We start from the raw sequence: 16,615 nt of genomic DNA, 5'->3' as shown, positions 1-16,615 counted from the left end.
ACACTAAGGCGAGAAAGCCCAAAAATTCATGAAACGCTTAATCCAATCAATAACTAATGCAGTGGTCCCTTTAAATCCAAAAAACCTTACTAATCTAAGGTACCTAAAATCCCTTTAGCTTGGCTAACTTGCTCTGGTGTGCCATTTTCAATTATTTCACTTAATAATTCTTTTGCAGATTCGTCTTCACCAATTTCAATATAGGCATGTGCCAAATCTAACTTAGCCCCTAAACCGTCATCAGCGTCAACATCGATCATCTCTAAACCATCCTGCTCACTGACAAAAGGCTCTAAAGGAATGTCTAAATCTAACGCTTTGTCTATTTCATCATCAGACTCGGCATCAACACTTTCATTCAACAAGGCTTCAACATCCAGAAAATCTTCTGTCTCTTGCTCACTAAAATTGACACTTTCACTTTGTGCTGTTTCATCCAGTAAAGCGGCAATATCAAACCCAGTATCATCATCTTCTGTAGTTGATATGTCATCGTCTAAATCGATAGATTCAAGAATTTCATCAAAGCTTGACTCTTCAAGCTCTTCTATGACGTCATTATCCTGATTGCTCCCAGCTTGTTGGGTGCTAGGTTTGACATCATCTTCGTCTAACCAATCCCCCAATCCTGGTAAATCGTCTAATTCGTCATTATTACTAGGTGATGACTCTTCGACCGTTTCATCAAATGCATTTTCTAGTTCACTATCATCAAAATCGTCAATCGACTCGATATCATCTAAGGTTGGCACCGCTGATGCTACAGGCTCAATTTTTTGTTCTTTAGTCACAAAGTCATCTGCAGAAAATTCTAGATCATCCAGTGAACTAATAGAGGCAGTTTCATTTGATGTGAGATCTTCTAATACCTCATCCAACTCTTCTTTTTCAAAATCTTCTAGGGCTTTTTCTAACTGATCTTCGTCTAATATCGAATCAATGCTACTGGCTGGCGCTTCGAATTCTGGCTCAAGCAAGTCTTCATCTTCAATTGCCCGCTCTAGATCAGCCAACTCATCTTCTTCAACTTCAGGTTCTACCAACGCTTCTGCTTTAAGCTCTGGCTCAGCTAATTCCTCAGCTTCAACTTCCGGCTCTGGCTCTGGCTCAACTAACTCTTCAGCTGCAACTTCAGGCTCTGGTTCCACTGACGTTTCAGCTGCAACTTCAGGCTCAGGCTCAACTAACTCTTCAGCTGCAACTTCAGGCTCTGGTTCCACTGACGCTTCAGCTGCAACTTGAGGCTCAGGCTCAACTAAGGCTTCAGCTGCAACTTCAGGCTCTGGTTCCACTGACGCTTCAGCTGCAACTTCAGGCTCAGGCTCAACTAACACTTCAGCTTCAACAGCAGGCTCTGGTTCCACTGACGCTTCAGCTGCAACTTCAGGCTCTGGCTCAACTAACTCTTCAGCTGCAACTTCAGGCACTGGCTCCACTGACGCTTCAGCTGCAACTTCAGGCTCTGATTCTACTGACGCTTCAGCTTCAACAGCAGGCTCAGATTCTACTGACGCTTCAGCTTCAACAGCAGGCTCTGATTCCACTGACGCTTCATCTGCAACTTCAGGCTCTGGCTCAACTAACTCTTCAGATTCAACTTCCTGCTTTGACTCAATTAATTCTTCAGCTTCAATTTCTGGCTCTAGCTCTACTGACGCTTCAGCTTCAATTTCTGGCTCTAGCTCTACTGACGCTTCAGCTTCAATTTCTGGCTCTGACTCTACTAACTCTTCAGCTTCAACCTCAGACTTCGACTCTTCTGAATCTTCTGAATCTTCTATTTCAATTGCCTGCTCAGCCCCTTGTAGGACTTCAGATATATCAATCTCGATGTCATCGTCAGCACTTTCATCGACCAAATCGTCAGCGCTTTCATCGGCCAACAAATCTTCATCTATTTCTTCTGCTAAATCATCGAGTTTTTGAATATCCAGCTGAGGATCAGCGCCGTCGGATAGTTCTTCTTCATCATCATCTGGAAGCATAGAACGCATTTGTTCGACTTGTTCTAATTCATCAATTAGACTACCTGTAACCCTATCTAATTCTTCATTTTGAGAAGCGATTTCTTTATCTAAGTTTTGCAGTACTTCTTCGTTAATGCCCTCTGAATCATCTGTCAGAGAGTTTTCGAACACTTCATCTGTTGATTCATCAAGTAGGTCATCAATACTAATTTCTGGTGGTTCTTCGTCGTCTACCACTGACTCAATGGTTTTTTCATCTTCATCTTCAACAGGAGCCAGAAGTGATTCGTCTTCCTCATATTCCATCTCATCGACTGTAGAGTCGACTTGTTGCTCGTCTTCCTCAATCAACATGTCATCTAGGTCAGAGTCTTCATCACTACCTTGTACTTCAGCTAACAGATCGTCAGCAACATCTTCATTAACTTCAGCCAACAAGTCGTCGGTTACGTCTTCATTAACTTCAGCTAACAAGTCGTCATCTTCTTCGAATAAACTATCTAAGTCATCTTGCTCAACAACCTCAGACCCTTCTTCAAATTCGTCATCGTCAAGTACATCGTCACCTAGCTCATCAAATATTTCAGCGTCATCAACAAGAGGTTCTTCTATGCTATCTTCCAGCGCATCATCTAATGATTCTTCAAGCTCTTCAGATAACACATCATCGAGTAAATCATCATCCCCAAACAAATTATCATCATCTAATTCATCTGTTTCATCTGTTTCATCTAAAGCGTCTTCCGACAATTCAGCACTTAGAGAATCGGATAAATCATCCATTTCGGCTGCCAGAGGATCCAAAGAAAGGTCGTCAATATCATCCTCTTCTGGTTTGACTAACGCTGGTGCCTTGCGTTTAATCATCCAATAGGCAAAAGCGGCAAGTATTAATAAAACAGGTAATGTGAACACCAATATCAGTGTCAAAGGGTTATCTAGCCAAGACTTTTCTTCTTGAACCATTTGAGCTGCTTTTTCAGCGTCATCCTGACGCGACTTTTCTAATAGCTCTTCAATGCTTTCACCCATTTGATTCATTTGCAGGGATTTTTGTTCTTCCTGAACGCGCATTTCATCAATATCGGTATTAACTTTAGCTAGTCGCTCAGATAATTTTTTATTCTCATCTAATATGCTTTGTACACTGTTGATAGATTCGGCAAATTGCTTCCGAATTGCCATAAACTGGCGATTTTGTGCCTCGTCAATAGCACCTAATTTTTGCTCAATAAACTCTTTAGTTTGATTAAGTGCTTCGGTGTTTGCAGCAGCCGTTTGTTGGTTCTTTGTATTAGAAGTAGCGTCACTAGATTGAAAATTTTGTGAATCGTTTTCGGCCTTCTCTCGCGCCTGTTGTGTATTAACACTGGCGATATAGCGCTCTGATGGCAATGTTAACATTGAGCCATCTTTTAACAAATTGAGGTTTTGTTGATCAAATGCTTCAGGGTTAAGCTCAAAGATAGCTTGCATCACTTGGTAAATAGACTGTGAGTTATTTTGTCTATATCGTTTGGCTATTTGCCATAACGTATCAGAAGATACAATTGGCCCGTAAACGCTTTCCGACGCTATTTGAGATACGGATTGAGATGCAGGTTGAGATGCTTGCTGTGGTGCTGGTTGCGGAGCGGGTTGGGAAACTCGTGGCCTAGAGTTTTTAGGGCCTTTCAGCTGAACTTGTTGAGCATGAACAGCAGTAACGAAATTCAGCATGATAAAAAGCTGTATTGCTAACTTTCGCAAATTCATATGTTTCCTTTTTCCCCAAAAATTCAACTTTCATCACAATAAAGATGGCCGTACGCTGCGGTGTTATTCTGGAATAATCTAGTTTAAAAAAGTAATTATCTATCGCTATAAATGGCTTGCTAAGTCATTGCTACAGTTGTCATTTTATTGACTTATTGGTGCATAGATTTATATGGTTTAGCAATTCGTATTCCAAGTTTGAGAATAACCGCTAAATATTTACACAACTATAAACCAGATGATCAGATTGATCTAGAATCACTGGCTTGTATGCCAATATAAATAACTTGAATTCCAAGACAAGGTTAGTTTATTAAAATACTTGTAATATTATCGGCAATAGAAGGGAATTAATGAGAGCCACACATGCCCGTGGCTCTCGACAGATTTATATCTACATATAATCTCTAATCAGTACTTCAGCAATCTGCACACTGTTGGTTGCAGCACCTTTACGTACATTGTCTGAAACAACCCACATGTTAATCCCATTAGGATGAGAAATATCGTTTCTGACTCGACCCACATGAGTATCATCGTTACCACTGGCACTGCTTACTTGAGTAGGGAAATCTTCTCTTTCTCTATGTAATACCACACCTGGCGCATTGGCGAGTAAATCTTTAACGTCTTCAGCATCAATGGGGGCAAGTGTTTCTATGTGAATAGCTTCACCATGACCATAAAATACCGGTACACGAACAGCCGTTGCATTCACTAAAATGTTGTTATCGCCCATGATTTTTTTCGTTTCCCAGACCATTTTCATTTCTTCTTTGGTGTAATCATTGTCCATAAAGACATCAATTTGCGGGATAACGTTAAAAGCGATCTGTCGACTAAAGGCTTCGGTTTTCACTTCTTTGCCACTTAACAACGCGGCAGTTTGATGAGCTAATTCATCGATAGCGGCTTTACCACCCCCAGACACAGACTGATAGGTACACACGTTAATACGCTCAATACCAACAGCATCATGGATAGGCTTTAAGGCCACCATCATTTGGATAGTTGAACAATTTGGGTTGGCAATAATATTTCGATTACGAAACTCAGCTAATGCCTGAGGATTTACTTCTGGCACAACCAAAGGGATGTCAGCGTCGTAACGATAGTGAGACGTATTGTCGATCACCACGCACCCTGCTTCAGCGGCGATTGGCGCAAATTTTTCAGATACGCTGCCACCAGCAGAAAAGAAACCAAGTTGCACCTGACTCCAATCAAATTCATCAGCATTTAAAACGGTAATCTCTTTTCCCTTAAAGGTCACCTTTCCACCTGCAGAACGTGCGCTGGCTAATGGATAAAGTTTGTTGATCGGAAAATCTCTCTGTTCAAGAATTTCGATCATGTGTTGTCCTACTAATCCAGTAGCGCCCAACACGGCGACATCAAAGGCCCGAGACATGGTTTTATTACTCCTAAAAATTTAAAAAAAATGGGTTGATTTGAATTTCGCCTAGACTATTTAGTCGGCAAAAATCCAAGAGCGTAGATTGCCTTTGAATCAACAAAATTTCCAGTATTTACGGCAATTGCAGAAAACTCTCTTCTTATAGGATAGTGTTTTCGGATATATCTAAACTGCTCTGGACCTTGTGCTTGTTTTTTAAAGGCTTGATCATCTTGCGAAATATCATACACTTCAAGTGTCAACTGACTTGCAGCCTGTAACAAGTCTTGATCCTCTTTGACTAGCAAAGGCCCAATAGTGGATTCAGGTAAATAATCACTGAGTTTTTTATCTGCTTGTTTTCCTAACAACTCACACAAAGCCAAATACAACATTTCGGTACCTCTGGCTTTACCTTCAATGGTGTGGCCGGCTATGTGTGCTGTAGCAAGCGCGATATGCGGGATCAGTTCCAATTTAATATCAGGTTCGTTATCCCATACATCCAACACCAGATTCAGCTTTTTACCCTGCTCAAACAATTCTAGTGCGGCCTGGTTATCAATCACTTCACCTCGACAGGCGTTGATTAATAATTGCTGTTCAGACAATTGGCTTAATCTTTGTTTATCAAACATACCTTGTGTTTGATATTTGCCTGCTTTAACCCAGGGCACATGCAAAGTAATCACATCACATTGCATAATTTCGTTCATAGTCACAAAAGCTCGGGGGTCGCCTGCATCGGTCAAAGGTGGATCACACAACTTGTGTTTAATGCCGAGCACCGTTAATACTCTCGATAGTGCGGTGCCCACATGCCCTGCCCCAACAATGCCCACTGTTTTGTCGGCTAAATTCCAGTTTTGCTTATTGGCTGTTACGACCATAGCACTCAACACATATTCAGCTACAGCGACTGCATTACAGCCACCAGCTGAAACAAAAGGAATCCCGCGTTTTGCTAAATACTCTTGGTCTATATGATCGGTACCTGCAGTGGCAGTCGCCACAAATTTGAGACAGGAATTACCGTCAAGTAAGTTAGCGTTTACTTTTGTGGTAGAACGCACCAATAAAACATCCGCATCGGACAACATGCTAGAATCAACAGTTTTATGAGAAAATACCTGACACTCTCCCAGTTCAGAAAAGAACTCAGCGGCATAAGGCATACTGTCTTCGTAATAGATTTTCATAGATAAGAAATAACAAATGTTGTGAGGCGGATATTATGCCATGCCCTGACATGTTTTATGAAAACAACTGGTGCTAATATATTAGTTAATTAAGAGCAGTCGCTTGGAGAAGCAAACACCTTTTTAAAACTAAACGCCTCGGCTGTTTCTCCGTATTTTCTAATTAACGTCAATTTTTGTTTGGCTTCTTCAATGCTAGGAAGATGTCCGGCGGGGATCCACCACAGTACATAAGTTGCTTGTGACGGTGTTTCGAACCATTCTTTTTTACGCTTTAGAAAATCAATATGATGAGTTTTAAACATAAAGTGTTTTAAGTCATCTACCGACTCCCAAACCGACATATTCACTAATTCATTAGGATTGTCTGAAAAAACAATATCGGTTGCGTTGCCACCGTCGTCCTTTAAACGCCATACAAAACCAACTGATGCTTCAGCAATGGCATTGATGGGTTCAAGATTATCAGCAAACACCTTCATGACCTCACTATCCATTTCGCCTTTGGCGATACCGATATTAACTTGGGCTAATTGATACATATTGGTTCTTTATGTTCGAAGTAAGACAATAGTAATAAGGCTCAGTGTAGAAAATTCAACCTATAACTTCATTCAAAAAAGTCTGATACAAAGCCAAAACCTCTTTGGGTGCCTCTAACTGTGGGTAATGCCCCACATCAAGCGCGGTTGTTTTTGACTTGGGAATAATATCAATATAATGGTCGAGCATATGTTGCCCTGAAATCGGGTCGTGAATACCGTTGATAAAATACAGGGGAACAGAGGTACTGATCATACTTTCAACCCAACGTTGTCCATGTTGACTGCGTTCATCAATGTAGCTTAACAACTTAGGCAACACTTTTTTGCCATTGTTATGCTCGATTAATTGCCACAGGGTATCTATTTCAAGCGCACTGGGCGGACTATGCTTGGCAAATATTTTATTAAACCCTTTGGATAAACTCGACTTATTCATAAAGTGACTGACCAAACCGCCGAGCCAACTTTTTAATAATTTCTGGGTAAATAATGGTCTGTGATGGGAAGCAAATAAACCACCGTTTAGAAAACAAACAGACAAAATTTTTACGTCATTCGGACTATCATCCTGTCGGCTTAACAACTCTTGGGCAACCGAGTCACCATAGTCGTGGGCCAAGATATGATATTGCTTAACACCTTGGCTGTTGAGTAACGCCTGCACAATATCGGCTTGCTCGAGCAAACTATATTGGTGATCTGTCGGTTTATCGGATAAACCAAAACCTAATAAATCTAAACTCAGTAATCGGTATTCCCCAGCTAAGTGTTTCCACTGGTAATGCCAATCCCAAGCAGCACTTGGAAAGCCGTGAATAAATACTATTGTGGGTTTGTCTATTTGTTGTTGAAAACCTAAAGACTGCCAATGTGCGATACGGTGACCGCACAATTGGCTATAATCTGCATGTTTTTGGTAATTTTCGAAACTAAGTTGATTCAAACTTTATAAGTCATATCCAGGATTGATGCGGTCTAATTTACGCAATATGCCCGGCCATGCCAAGCTTCCACCTGCAGAACGTGTTACTTGTTTCGCTTGGGCCTGAATACCGGCTAAAATTTGTGATGGGATAGGGATCAATTCTTGACCACTAGCCTGTGCTTTAAGCTGAATTTGGCACGAACATTCTAATAAATACATAGCTAAAAATGCATCAGCAATAGAGCCCGCACAGGTTAACAAGCCATGATTACGCAAAATCATAAAATTGGTTTCGCCTAAATCAGCCACAAGGCGTGTTTTCTCATCAGGGTTCAGTGCTACACCTTCATAGTCGTGGTAAGACAAAGACGACAAGGCAAACAACGATTGCTGACTAAGAGGCAACAAACCTTCTTTAGTGGCCGACACCGCAATACCTGCTGCAGTATGTAAATGCATAACACATTTAGCATCATCACGTGCTTCATGCACAGCACTATGAATAGTAAAACCAGCAGGATTGATCTCATATTCTGAGTCCATCACCTTATTACCCTGAAGATCAATCTTAACTAAACTCGAAGCCGTCACTTCTTCAAACATCAATCCGTATGGATTAATTAAAAAATGATGTTCCGGTCCCGGTACCCGTGCAGATATATGGGTAAACACTAAATCATCCCAGCCAAACATGGCCACTGCTCGATAACTGGCGGCTAGATCCACTCGGGTTTGCCATTCTTGTTCACTTACTTGTTGTTTTACTGAAGAGGTCATATCACATTCTCGGCTAAATTTAAGTTGCACTACCTTAATCTACTGCGCAGAATACAAACTGTCGCCTAGATGACAATTGGAATATTTTTATGCTCGCCAGTGAAATACATAACATACTCAAACAAAACCCATGGTTTGCTTCTTTGCCAGAAGATTTGGCCAAACAATTACAACAACGAAGTAAAATAAAACATCTGAATGACAAACAAATGTTGCATCAAAAAAATGCCCTAGCCGATGGCTTTTATTGTGTGCTTACAGGTCGAATTCGCGCCAGTAACTTTACTCTGGAAGGCAGGGAGCTAGTACTCACTTGGATCCAGACTGGAAATTGGTTTGGTGAAATATCCTTAATAGATGGACTACCTCGCACACACGACGCCCATGCCGAGGGTTCCACCACCTTACTGATGTGTCCAAAATCCGCTTTTGATCTATTACTGGTTGAACATAACCAGTGGCAAATTCACATTATGCGCCTGTTATGTCAGCGAGTAAGAGCAACCTTTAGCTTAATAGATGAAACTGGCTGTCTATCCTTAAAAGGCCAATTGTGTAAAAGGTTAAGTTTGATGCAACAAGGTTTAGAAGAACAACATCAGGGCGCAACAACCAATGAATTGGCGATATCTCAAGACTCACTTGCTCAGCTGATCCATAGCTCTCGGCAAACAGTGAACAAAATACTACAAAGCTTACAAACAGATAAAGTTATTGCTTTACGTTACGGAAAAATAATCGTACTAGACAGGTCGATACTTGATGAGTTGGGTAAAATATAAAAGGCTTAATTGCAGATTATCACACAGAGCAATAACAACCTTTTGCTTCCCTAATAATAATGTTAGCTGAAAAGCCTTTTACAAAGTTATTAAGCATAGTTTGCGCAAAACCAGACGTTTGCGAGCAACCTAAACCTTGACCATAAGGACCAAAATAAATCACTTCTCCAAAGGCATCTAAAATAGCAACTGAAGGGGTAGCAGGGATAATAGCATGCTGTTCAAGCACCACATTGGTCACACTGAATTGGTTGTCTTCAGCCATTTTATTAATATCTTGGATATGATCCTGACTAAATTTTTTACAAGTACAATTTGGCTTAGAAAAATGAATCACACTATTCGCTAAGCCATTTTCTTGGGAGGACTGATAGTTTTTCAAATAACGTCCAAGCTGAAGGTGGTCAACCTCCAGCAATTTGTTATCAACATCAAAATTGACTAACCTCGCTGTTGAAAAATAAGCGAATGCCAGCACCGTAAAAATAATCCAAACGCCTACAATAGTAAGGTGCCGCTTTTTTAATTTACGACTTAAAGCGGGCAATACTTTGCTCCATGTCACCGGATATTTGACTGGCTTTTGTGGCTTCAGAGCCTAACAAATCGACTTTTTCCCTGTCTGTTTGTACTGTACCTCTAAGTGTTTCTGCACTTTTGGCTATACCGTCTGTTGTCACAGCTTGCTGCTCAACTGCTGCTGCCACACTGATTGATATTGAACTGGCGTCTTCAACTAAACCAGATGCTTGCACAATTTGTTGCTGTGCTTTATCTGCACTTTCAATCACTGATTGAACAATTTGAATACTCTCAGTCATAGATTCAGTCGTTGATTCAGAATAGCCCTGCAGTAGTGAAAGTGTTCCACCAATTTTATTAGTACTGTCTTTGGTACGTGTTGCTAATGCTCGTACCTCATCGGCCACCACTGCAAAACCTCTTCCTTGCTCTCCAGCTCTTGCCGCTTCAATCGCCGCGTTAAGCGCCAATAAGTTTGTTTGCTCTGCAATACTGGTGATTTCAGATAACACGTTTGAAATAGCCTCTGTTGAGTTAGCTAACTCAACAACTTGCACATTGGTATTTTCTAAGGCCGCCGTGAGGCTTTCATTTTGAGCGTTAATTTTAACAATCACTTCACTTGCCGCTTTAGTGTAATCATTTGCCTCTTGCATTTGAGTACTCAAATTACTGGTTTCTTCAGAAATTGAGGCAACTGTCACTGCCATCTCTTCGGCAGATGTTGCAATCACGTCAGTTTCTAACTGACGTTGCAAAGAAGATTTTTCTAAGTCCTCTTTGGTTTTGACTAAATTATCTGCGTTAGCATTTAATTCAATTACTTGTTCTTTAACATTGCTAATAACCTTAAACAGCAACTCCAACAATTCGTTAAATGATATTAAGGTAATGTTGCTTCCGGCATTAGTTTTTACACTCAGGTCAATTGCACTTTCGTCAGCCATTAATTCACTGGCGACAAAGGCTAACTCTTCTCCGGCTTTACTTTCTTCTGCCATCACTTTTGCCATATAACCAGCAATGCAGGCTTCTGCTATAGCTTAAACCGCATGGATTATCACAGTTGTAAAAGCTAATCTATCTTGGTCGAAAATATATACGCCGACATCGTTCACTTGCAAAAAATAAAATGATATATGGTGAACCGCTACAACTAAAATAGCAGTAATAAATACTCGCCAATCTTTATAAATTATTAAAAATGCCAGCAGAATAAAAATTTCAAAATGGACTTCAATTAATCCATTCGTTTGATGAATATGCAAGGCAGCAAAAATCATGGTTGCTAATGCAGACACATGTTTTGTCATGGTTGCTTCTGGTGCCATCCTATTAAAATACAAAGGAACTAACAGTGCAGGAAGGCCAATGATTAACGCAGAGGTAAATGTTTCATAAAAAATGCGAGTACTAAACTTTCTAAAAACAAAGCACTGAAAAGATAGGTGAATAATCTATTGGTTGCATTCATTAATTCTAGATCCCTATTGAGGTTTAAACCGTTAACATCGTCACTAATTAGGTATCGACCACTTGATCATAACGTTGAGTAAAGCAGGTAAATCAATAAACCACTAGTCTGATTAGTGATAGTCAGCAATATTGGTCATCCAATTCAACTTTTACAACGCAAGATAACTATTACTTTTAAAAAACCTAGAAAGGTCACTCTAATTATAGTGTATTACTGATTAGTGTTTTTAAGCGCTGTCATATTTGAGTTAGTCAATTCAGCTAGGTATTTACAGGCTGAAATGCATTATATTTTAGGTTGGGTTTCTACAAAGTGAGGATTGTGTATTTTAGATAAGGGGCACTCGCCCCTAAAAAAGTAAGTCAGGTTTAACAACCCTAGCCTTACAGCACAAGATTCACAATTAGTACTAACAAACCAATCAACCCCAGCACAAACAACACCCCTACTATGGCGTAAGGTACAAAAGACGATTGTTCAAAATCACTTTTGTAATTAGCATCACTTTGCACACCCAACACACTGGCGGCTACGCTTTTAAATACATGCCATAAATTGGTTTTTGCCATTTAAATTTAGTTCCTATTTATGCTAGATATTGGTCACATTCATATGTGTTAAGTCTCTTCATTTCCTACAAGATGGACAACAAAAACAACAAAAACAACAAAAACAAACTAACCATGTGCCTACTGACTTTAGTTACATATCTCGGTACTTTCACCCAGATAATAAGTCACAATTTTTTCGTACTGCTTAGGGTTATGCCATTCACTGCGTATATGGCAAATATAAGGGTAGAAGGTAAGCAAATAAGCCTGCCCGTCAGTATCAAAAAAATTCTCGGCGACTTCGGCTTCACATAGCTCCATTTTACGACACATTAATATCTGTTCATAAAAAGTAAATAGCTGCTCTAAAGCACTGGATAAGGATTCCTCTTTTACAATTTGAACCACTTGCGCATTGTACAAACTCGCCAGTTTGTCAGGTTGAACATTTGGATCTTTCAACACTTCGTTGATGTCTTCTACCCGACGACTGATCACATCGGTGACTTTTAAGCGGGCTTCTACTAACAAGTTATTCGCATGATAACGTTCGACAAAAGCCATGGTACGATCAACTCGCAACGCTGACTTATGTTCAAGAAACTGAAACATACCAAAAATGCCACCCACAACCACAGCGATAGCCGCCACCCAGGTGCCGATTATTTCCGCTAGTTGTAGTTTAACTTCTTGTTCAGTCACTTACCTTTACATACCGGCAATTTGTTATTCACAAGACAGGGATTGTACCCTCGATCTTCAGCTGATTCATTACAAGCCTCCTCGTTCTGAGTGCGACATTGTTCCGGCTCCTCGCTATCTGGCGTAGCATTACAAGCAACAACTAAACTAAACATAACGCCCAACAAGGCAATCCTTGTGCAATTTTTAAGCATCATCTATGATTCTCTAACATGTTGTTTTATAGAATATTTATATTAGAACATTTTTGCGCACATACCCGCTCTATTATTGAAATTTTGCCTGTTGGCATATCTGCTAAAATCAAAATTTCTGTAGCAAAGATTCCAGTATATTTTATTAAAAGGATGAATAAAAATGCCCCGTATTACCTACTGCAGCCTGATTATCGCGGGTTTGCTTCTGCCAATGAGTAAGGTAAACGCTGAAAATAGCTTTGAGGATATTCGCTTTGTCACAGGTTTGTCTTTTGGCTTTAGCACCTTTTCTTTTCCAGAAAAATTAGACCACGACATCAGTTTCCCCAGCACCAATCTGGCATTAGTCGCCACGCAAGATCGCTGGCAACTTTCACTAAATGGTGGTTTTACCCTAGAAGACGCCACCATTTCTGAAGAAGAAGACATTGGTAAAGCATCAAGAAGCGACATCGACTTAACCTTAGCCTACCAAGCCACTAAACAATGGGCGTTCTTTGCGGGTTACAAATCAGGTAAAACTAAGATGCGCTTTGTCGAACGAGACATTGAAGACGAAGATGAAGTGGAATATGTAAATGAAAGCTATTCGCAAAAAGGCCCGTTTATTGGTGGCAGTTATAGTTGGCAATTTGAAAGCGCGGGACGATTAAGTATCTCGCTAGCCTATGCCTATTTAAACGCCACCAACAACTTTGCTGCCAATACTGATGATGACGAAGAAGAAGGTGAAGACGAAGAAGAGTTAGAATTCGATGATCTCACTGGCAGGGTCGAGGGTGACATTACCGGGCTAAGTTATGGCGTGGCTTGGACCATGCCCTTATCAAGCAACTTACTGTTTCAGACCCGTCTAAAACTAAATGACTATCAACAAGATATTAAATTCGAAGGGACTCGTTTCAAAGATATTGACGAAAATTTTACAACCTTACATGTAGGGCTAGCCTACGTGTTCTAAATTGGCTGTATGCCGTTAAAAAGCAATCAGGTCAGGCACATTTTTGTTGCGCGGAGGGTTGATAAACACCTCGCGCAACAAGGATGAATGTTCCCAAGGGATTTGTTTATTACGAGTTTCTCTGGCGACCCCTTTTCTGACTTTTTTAAACACTTCTTCAACCGTGATTTTTTTGTCGATATGTCTTAATAAGTGTTTAGTGTATATACCATTTTTAGCCCTACCATCTGATGCCACACCACCCGGTTCGGTAGCATATGCAATCAAGGTACTTGAAGGCGCTTTCAAAGGTGCTAACCCCACCGATATTGCACGGCTACCCGCAGTATCAGCCACAGCAAAAGGATTATTCCGACAGGCATCTAAAATAATAATGTTTTGTACATTGTTGAGTTGAGACATTTGCGCAAACAGTAAATTAAGATCGAACAACACCTTGTCAAAATTTTCATTCTCACCAAATTGGATGTCTAAAGGCACCAAATAATTATGGTGTTCAATCTGAATCGCATGCCCTGCATAATAAAACACCGCTAAAGATTGCGGCGAATTTGTTTGTTGAATATTCCCATAAAACGCGCTGATTGCTTGTTTAAGATCGGTCGAGGAACTGTCTAAAACAGTAGTCACCGCAAAACCTAACTCAGACAGGCTAGTTGAAATCGATTCTGCGTCATTGATAGGATTTTTTAATGGCGCTTGCTGATAATTTTGATTACCTATCACTAAAGCAAATCGAGCAACGTTATCTTCATATGCGAATGCCGAAAAACTCCAAGCAAAAAATAGCAGGGTAAATCTAGATAGTGTTCTGAACATGCCAAGCCTTTTTACTGTCTTCTGCCAAAATAATACAATTTTCGCGCTAGATAAACAGGATTAAATTACTCAAAGGGAATCTAGCCATATATGCACTTGTTTAATTTGTTTCGGGTTCTTTGACCAGTTGACCACACTCCCCAGAAAAAGCGCGCTATTGTATTCGCGGCACTTTAAGTTGAAGTTGTTGATTCCACGCATTTTTTGACCAGCAATAAAGCCGCCTCATGACGGGCGTGAACAAAAGACTGAATATTCAGTCCCGACAAAGCAGATTGTTCGGCGCGGCTATTCACCTTTACGATAAGTTTGGCTTGGGGATAATAATCCAATACCGCTTGGCAGATGATTTTTTGGGTTAACAATGTGTTCATGGTGATAATAATACTTGATGACTGCTCAACCCTCAGCGATTCCAATACTGGTAGTTTTTCCAAGTGACCAAAATACGCCATATAACCGCGATCGCGAGCAAGTAATACATGGGATAAATTGTCCGAGATAATCACAAAATTTTTGCCTTGTTTACTCAGCTCAGTAGCAACAATGCGCCCTACTATGGTAAACCCACAAAGAATAATGTGGTTGTTCGCGACAATGAGCGCAATTTTGTCTGACTCAAAAAACTCCACCACAAAATAAGAGGCCAATTTATAGATATTATTCACCATAAAGGGCGTGACTATCATGGATAACACCGTCACCAAAATCAGAAAACTTCCTAACTGTGCGGCAATGATGTGCTGGCTAGTGGCTAAAGAAAATATCGCAAACGAAAACTCACCTATTTGACACAAGGCAATGGCTGACTTGATAGCATCACTCTTGTTGTTTTTACGCCTAATCAAAGCAAAAATGATCACTGCCTTAACTAACATTGCTAGCAACAATACGCCTAACACTAAAAAGAACTCTTGGTAAAAATAATGGATATCTATCTTGGTACCAATAGAAAAGAAAAAGGCACCAAGTAAAATATCTTTGTATGACGCAATATCAGATTCAACTTTCACATGATAGTGCGTTTCGGCAATAATCATACCTGCAACAAAAGCACCTAAAGAATAAGTAAAACCGATCTCATGAGCCAATAATGATGCGCCTATTACTATGGTTAACACCGAGCCTAAAAATAACTCCTCGAGTTTGGCATGAGTCGAAAAATGTAATAACCACTCAATCAACTTTTTACCTAACGTAAACATAAAAATGAGAATTGCAGCAGCTGACAACAAGGTTTTTAGCAGCACTTCTTGAATAGACAGCTCGTTATTGGCTAAAAAACTTATCAATAACAAAATGGGGATCACCGCCAAATCTTGAAAGATTAAGATGGCCACTGATTTTTCACCATAAGGAGTAACAATATCTTTAGACTTTTTCAGGTAAGTCAATACGATAGCGGTAGACGACAAACTAAAAGACAGCGCAATAACAATAGAAGAAGTGGAGTCGAGAGCAAAAATATAATGAGCAACCGGATAAATCACTAAAGCACTGATCACCACTTGCAATGTACCGTTAATAAACACCACTTCACGCATTTTCTTAAGCTTGGCAAAAGACATTTCCAAACCTATGGTAAACATTAAAAATACAATGCCAAATTCACCAATTAGGTCCAAAGAGCTTAGGTTTTCACTGCCATTAAAATCGAAGATATTACTTATGATGGTGCCGGTAATGATGTAACCAATAATGTGCGAAATGGAGAATTTTTTTAACACCAAGTTAAGCACGCTGGCAATCGCCAGAGAGATAAAAATAATAAGGAGAATAGAGTCCATAATTAGCGTACTAGCCTTAGCGTGATTAACAAAGTTATAACAAAAAGGTTTGTTTTTTTAATGTGTCCTACATTTATAGAATAAGCATTGCTTGGGATTATGTCCAATTATCTGTGAGATTTGGCGAACATAAATGCAAGGGTAAATCAAAAGACAATGGCATCGACTTTGGCGCTAACACTTTGATGGTTACCTTTTCATTCCATGCAGATGTAACATTTACTCGCATCGGTAACTAAATTGGGCATAATTA

Annotated in this window: 15 protein-coding genes; 2 read left to right on the top strand and 13 right to left on the bottom strand. The window is 40.0% G+C overall.

Going from position 1 to position 16,615, the window contains the following annotated elements; genetic code table 11:
- Window positions 1-89: 89 nt before the first annotated feature.
- From QZ488_RS06550 to QZ488_RS06525, 6 genes are all read right to left on the bottom strand, one after another.
- Window positions 90-3,722: a FimV/HubP family polar landmark protein gene (locus QZ488_RS06550; RefSeq protein ID WP_293747034.1), complete on the bottom strand. Its 3,633-nt coding sequence runs from the start codon at window positions 3,720-3,722 to the stop codon at window positions 90-92.
- Window positions 3,723-4,116: 394 nt separating this feature from the next.
- Entirely contained in the window at window positions 4,117-5,133 is a 1,017-nt protein-coding gene (locus tag QZ488_RS06545) for an aspartate-semialdehyde dehydrogenase (protein ID WP_293747033.1), read from the bottom strand.
- A 56-nt stretch (window positions 5,134-5,189) separates the two neighbouring features.
- Window positions 5,190-6,317, bottom strand: coding sequence for a 4-phosphoerythronate dehydrogenase (locus tag QZ488_RS06540; RefSeq protein WP_293747032.1), 1,128 nt, complete (start codon window positions 6,315-6,317; stop codon window positions 5,190-5,192).
- An 89-nt stretch (window positions 6,318-6,406) separates the two neighbouring features.
- On the bottom strand, window positions 6,407-6,859 hold the full coding sequence (locus QZ488_RS06535) for a DUF3291 domain-containing protein (protein ID WP_293747031.1): 453 nt from the start codon (window positions 6,857-6,859) through the stop codon (window positions 6,407-6,409).
- A 55-nt stretch (window positions 6,860-6,914) separates the two neighbouring features.
- Window positions 6,915-7,805, bottom strand: a complete 891-nt coding sequence (locus QZ488_RS06530; RefSeq protein WP_293747030.1) for an alpha/beta hydrolase — start codon at window positions 7,803-7,805, stop codon at window positions 6,915-6,917.
- Between the two features lie 3 nt (window positions 7,806-7,808).
- The gene (locus QZ488_RS06525) at window positions 7,809-8,564 is read right to left on the bottom strand and encodes a class II aldolase/adducin family protein (RefSeq protein WP_293747029.1); all 756 of its coding nucleotides are present in this window, start codon (window positions 8,562-8,564) and stop codon (window positions 7,809-7,811) included.
- Between the two features lie 89 nt (window positions 8,565-8,653).
- Between QZ488_RS06525 and QZ488_RS06520 the strand changes: the two genes are divergently transcribed.
- Complete coding sequence (locus tag QZ488_RS06520; protein WP_293747028.1) at window positions 8,654-9,346, top strand: Crp/Fnr family transcriptional regulator; 693 nt, start codon at window positions 8,654-8,656, stop codon at window positions 9,344-9,346.
- 19 nt (window positions 9,347-9,365) lie between these two features.
- Here QZ488_RS06520 and QZ488_RS06515 read toward each other — a convergent pair whose 3' ends face one another.
- From QZ488_RS06515 to QZ488_RS06495, 5 genes are all read right to left on the bottom strand, one after another.
- A complete protein-coding gene (locus tag QZ488_RS06515; RefSeq protein WP_293747027.1) occupies window positions 9,366-9,893 on the bottom strand; it encodes a DUF6436 domain-containing protein in 528 nt (175 codons plus the stop codon).
- Entirely contained in the window at window positions 9,874-10,869 is a 996-nt protein-coding gene (locus tag QZ488_RS06510) for a methyl-accepting chemotaxis protein (RefSeq protein WP_293747026.1), read from the bottom strand. Before QZ488_RS06510 ends, QZ488_RS06515 begins: the two co-directional genes overlap by 20 nt.
- A gap of 42 nt (window positions 10,870-10,911) precedes the next feature.
- A complete protein-coding gene (locus QZ488_RS06505; protein WP_293747025.1) occupies window positions 10,912-11,199 on the bottom strand; it encodes a hypothetical protein in 288 nt (95 codons plus the stop codon).
- 529 nt (window positions 11,200-11,728) lie between these two features.
- Window positions 11,729-11,914 carry a DUF2970 domain-containing protein gene (locus QZ488_RS06500; RefSeq protein ID WP_293747024.1) on the bottom strand — a complete coding sequence of 62 codons (186 nt, stop codon included), beginning with the start codon at window positions 11,912-11,914 and terminating at the stop codon, window positions 11,729-11,731.
- 129 nt (window positions 11,915-12,043) lie between these two features.
- Window positions 12,044-12,598 (bottom strand): hypothetical protein, encoded by a 555-nt coding sequence (locus tag QZ488_RS06495; protein WP_293747023.1) that lies wholly within the window; start codon window positions 12,596-12,598, stop codon window positions 12,044-12,046.
- A 357-nt stretch (window positions 12,599-12,955) separates the two neighbouring features.
- Between QZ488_RS06495 and QZ488_RS06490 the strand changes: the two genes are divergently transcribed.
- The gene (locus QZ488_RS06490; protein WP_293747022.1) at window positions 12,956-13,756 is read left to right on the top strand and encodes a hypothetical protein; all 801 of its coding nucleotides are present in this window, start codon (window positions 12,956-12,958) and stop codon (window positions 13,754-13,756) included.
- 15 nt (window positions 13,757-13,771) lie between these two features.
- Here QZ488_RS06490 and QZ488_RS06485 read toward each other — a convergent pair whose 3' ends face one another.
- Window positions 13,772-14,575 carry a caspase family protein gene (locus tag QZ488_RS06485; protein ID WP_293747021.1) on the bottom strand — a complete coding sequence of 268 codons (804 nt, stop codon included), beginning with the start codon at window positions 14,573-14,575 and terminating at the stop codon, window positions 13,772-13,774.
- Window positions 14,576-14,748: 173 nt separating this feature from the next.
- Window positions 14,749-16,362, bottom strand: coding sequence for a cation:proton antiporter (locus tag QZ488_RS06480; RefSeq protein WP_293747020.1), 1,614 nt, complete (start codon window positions 16,360-16,362; stop codon window positions 14,749-14,751).
- Between the last annotated feature and the right edge of the window lie 253 nt (window positions 16,363-16,615).

The organism is uncultured Paraglaciecola sp., assembly GCF_913020055.1.
Classification (GTDB): domain Bacteria; phylum Pseudomonadota; class Gammaproteobacteria; order Enterobacterales; family Alteromonadaceae; genus Paraglaciecola.
This window is presented reverse-complemented; position numbering and strand designations above follow the sequence as displayed.

Excerpts from the sequence above, each read along its gene's own strand:
- QZ488_RS06550 (WP_293747034.1), bottom strand. The coding sequence starts at position 3,722 with ATGAATTTGCGAAAGTTAGCAATACAGCTTTTTATCATGCTGAATTTC.
- QZ488_RS06545 (WP_293747033.1), bottom strand. The coding sequence starts at position 5,133 with ATGTCTCGGGCCTTTGATGTCGCCGTGTTGGGCGCTACTGGATTAGTA.
- QZ488_RS06540 (WP_293747032.1), bottom strand. The coding sequence starts at position 6,317 with ATGAAAATCTATTACGAAGACAGTATGCCTTATGCCGCTGAGTTCTTT.
- QZ488_RS06535 (WP_293747031.1), bottom strand. The coding sequence starts at position 6,859 with ATGTATCAATTAGCCCAAGTTAATATCGGTATCGCCAAAGGCGAAATG.
- QZ488_RS06525 (WP_293747029.1), bottom strand. The coding sequence starts at position 8,564 with ATGACCTCTTCAGTAAAACAACAAGTAAGTGAACAAGAATGGCAAACC.
- QZ488_RS06520 (WP_293747028.1), top strand. The coding sequence starts at position 8,654 with ATGCTCGCCAGTGAAATACATAACATACTCAAACAAAACCCATGGTTT.
- QZ488_RS06510 (WP_293747026.1), bottom strand. The coding sequence starts at position 10,869 with ATGGCAGAAGAAAGTAAAGCCGGAGAAGAGTTAGCCTTTGTCGCCAGT.
- QZ488_RS06505 (WP_293747025.1), bottom strand. The coding sequence starts at position 11,199 with ATGGCACCAGAAGCAACCATGACAAAACATGTGTCTGCATTAGCAACC.
- QZ488_RS06500 (WP_293747024.1), bottom strand. The coding sequence starts at position 11,914 with ATGGCAAAAACCAATTTATGGCATGTATTTAAAAGCGTAGCCGCCAGT.
- QZ488_RS06490 (WP_293747022.1), top strand. The coding sequence starts at position 12,956 with ATGCCCCGTATTACCTACTGCAGCCTGATTATCGCGGGTTTGCTTCTG.
- QZ488_RS06485 (WP_293747021.1), bottom strand. The coding sequence starts at position 14,575 with ATGTTCAGAACACTATCTAGATTTACCCTGCTATTTTTTGCTTGGAGT.
- QZ488_RS06480 (WP_293747020.1), bottom strand. The coding sequence starts at position 16,362 with ATGGACTCTATTCTCCTTATTATTTTTATCTCTCTGGCGATTGCCAGC.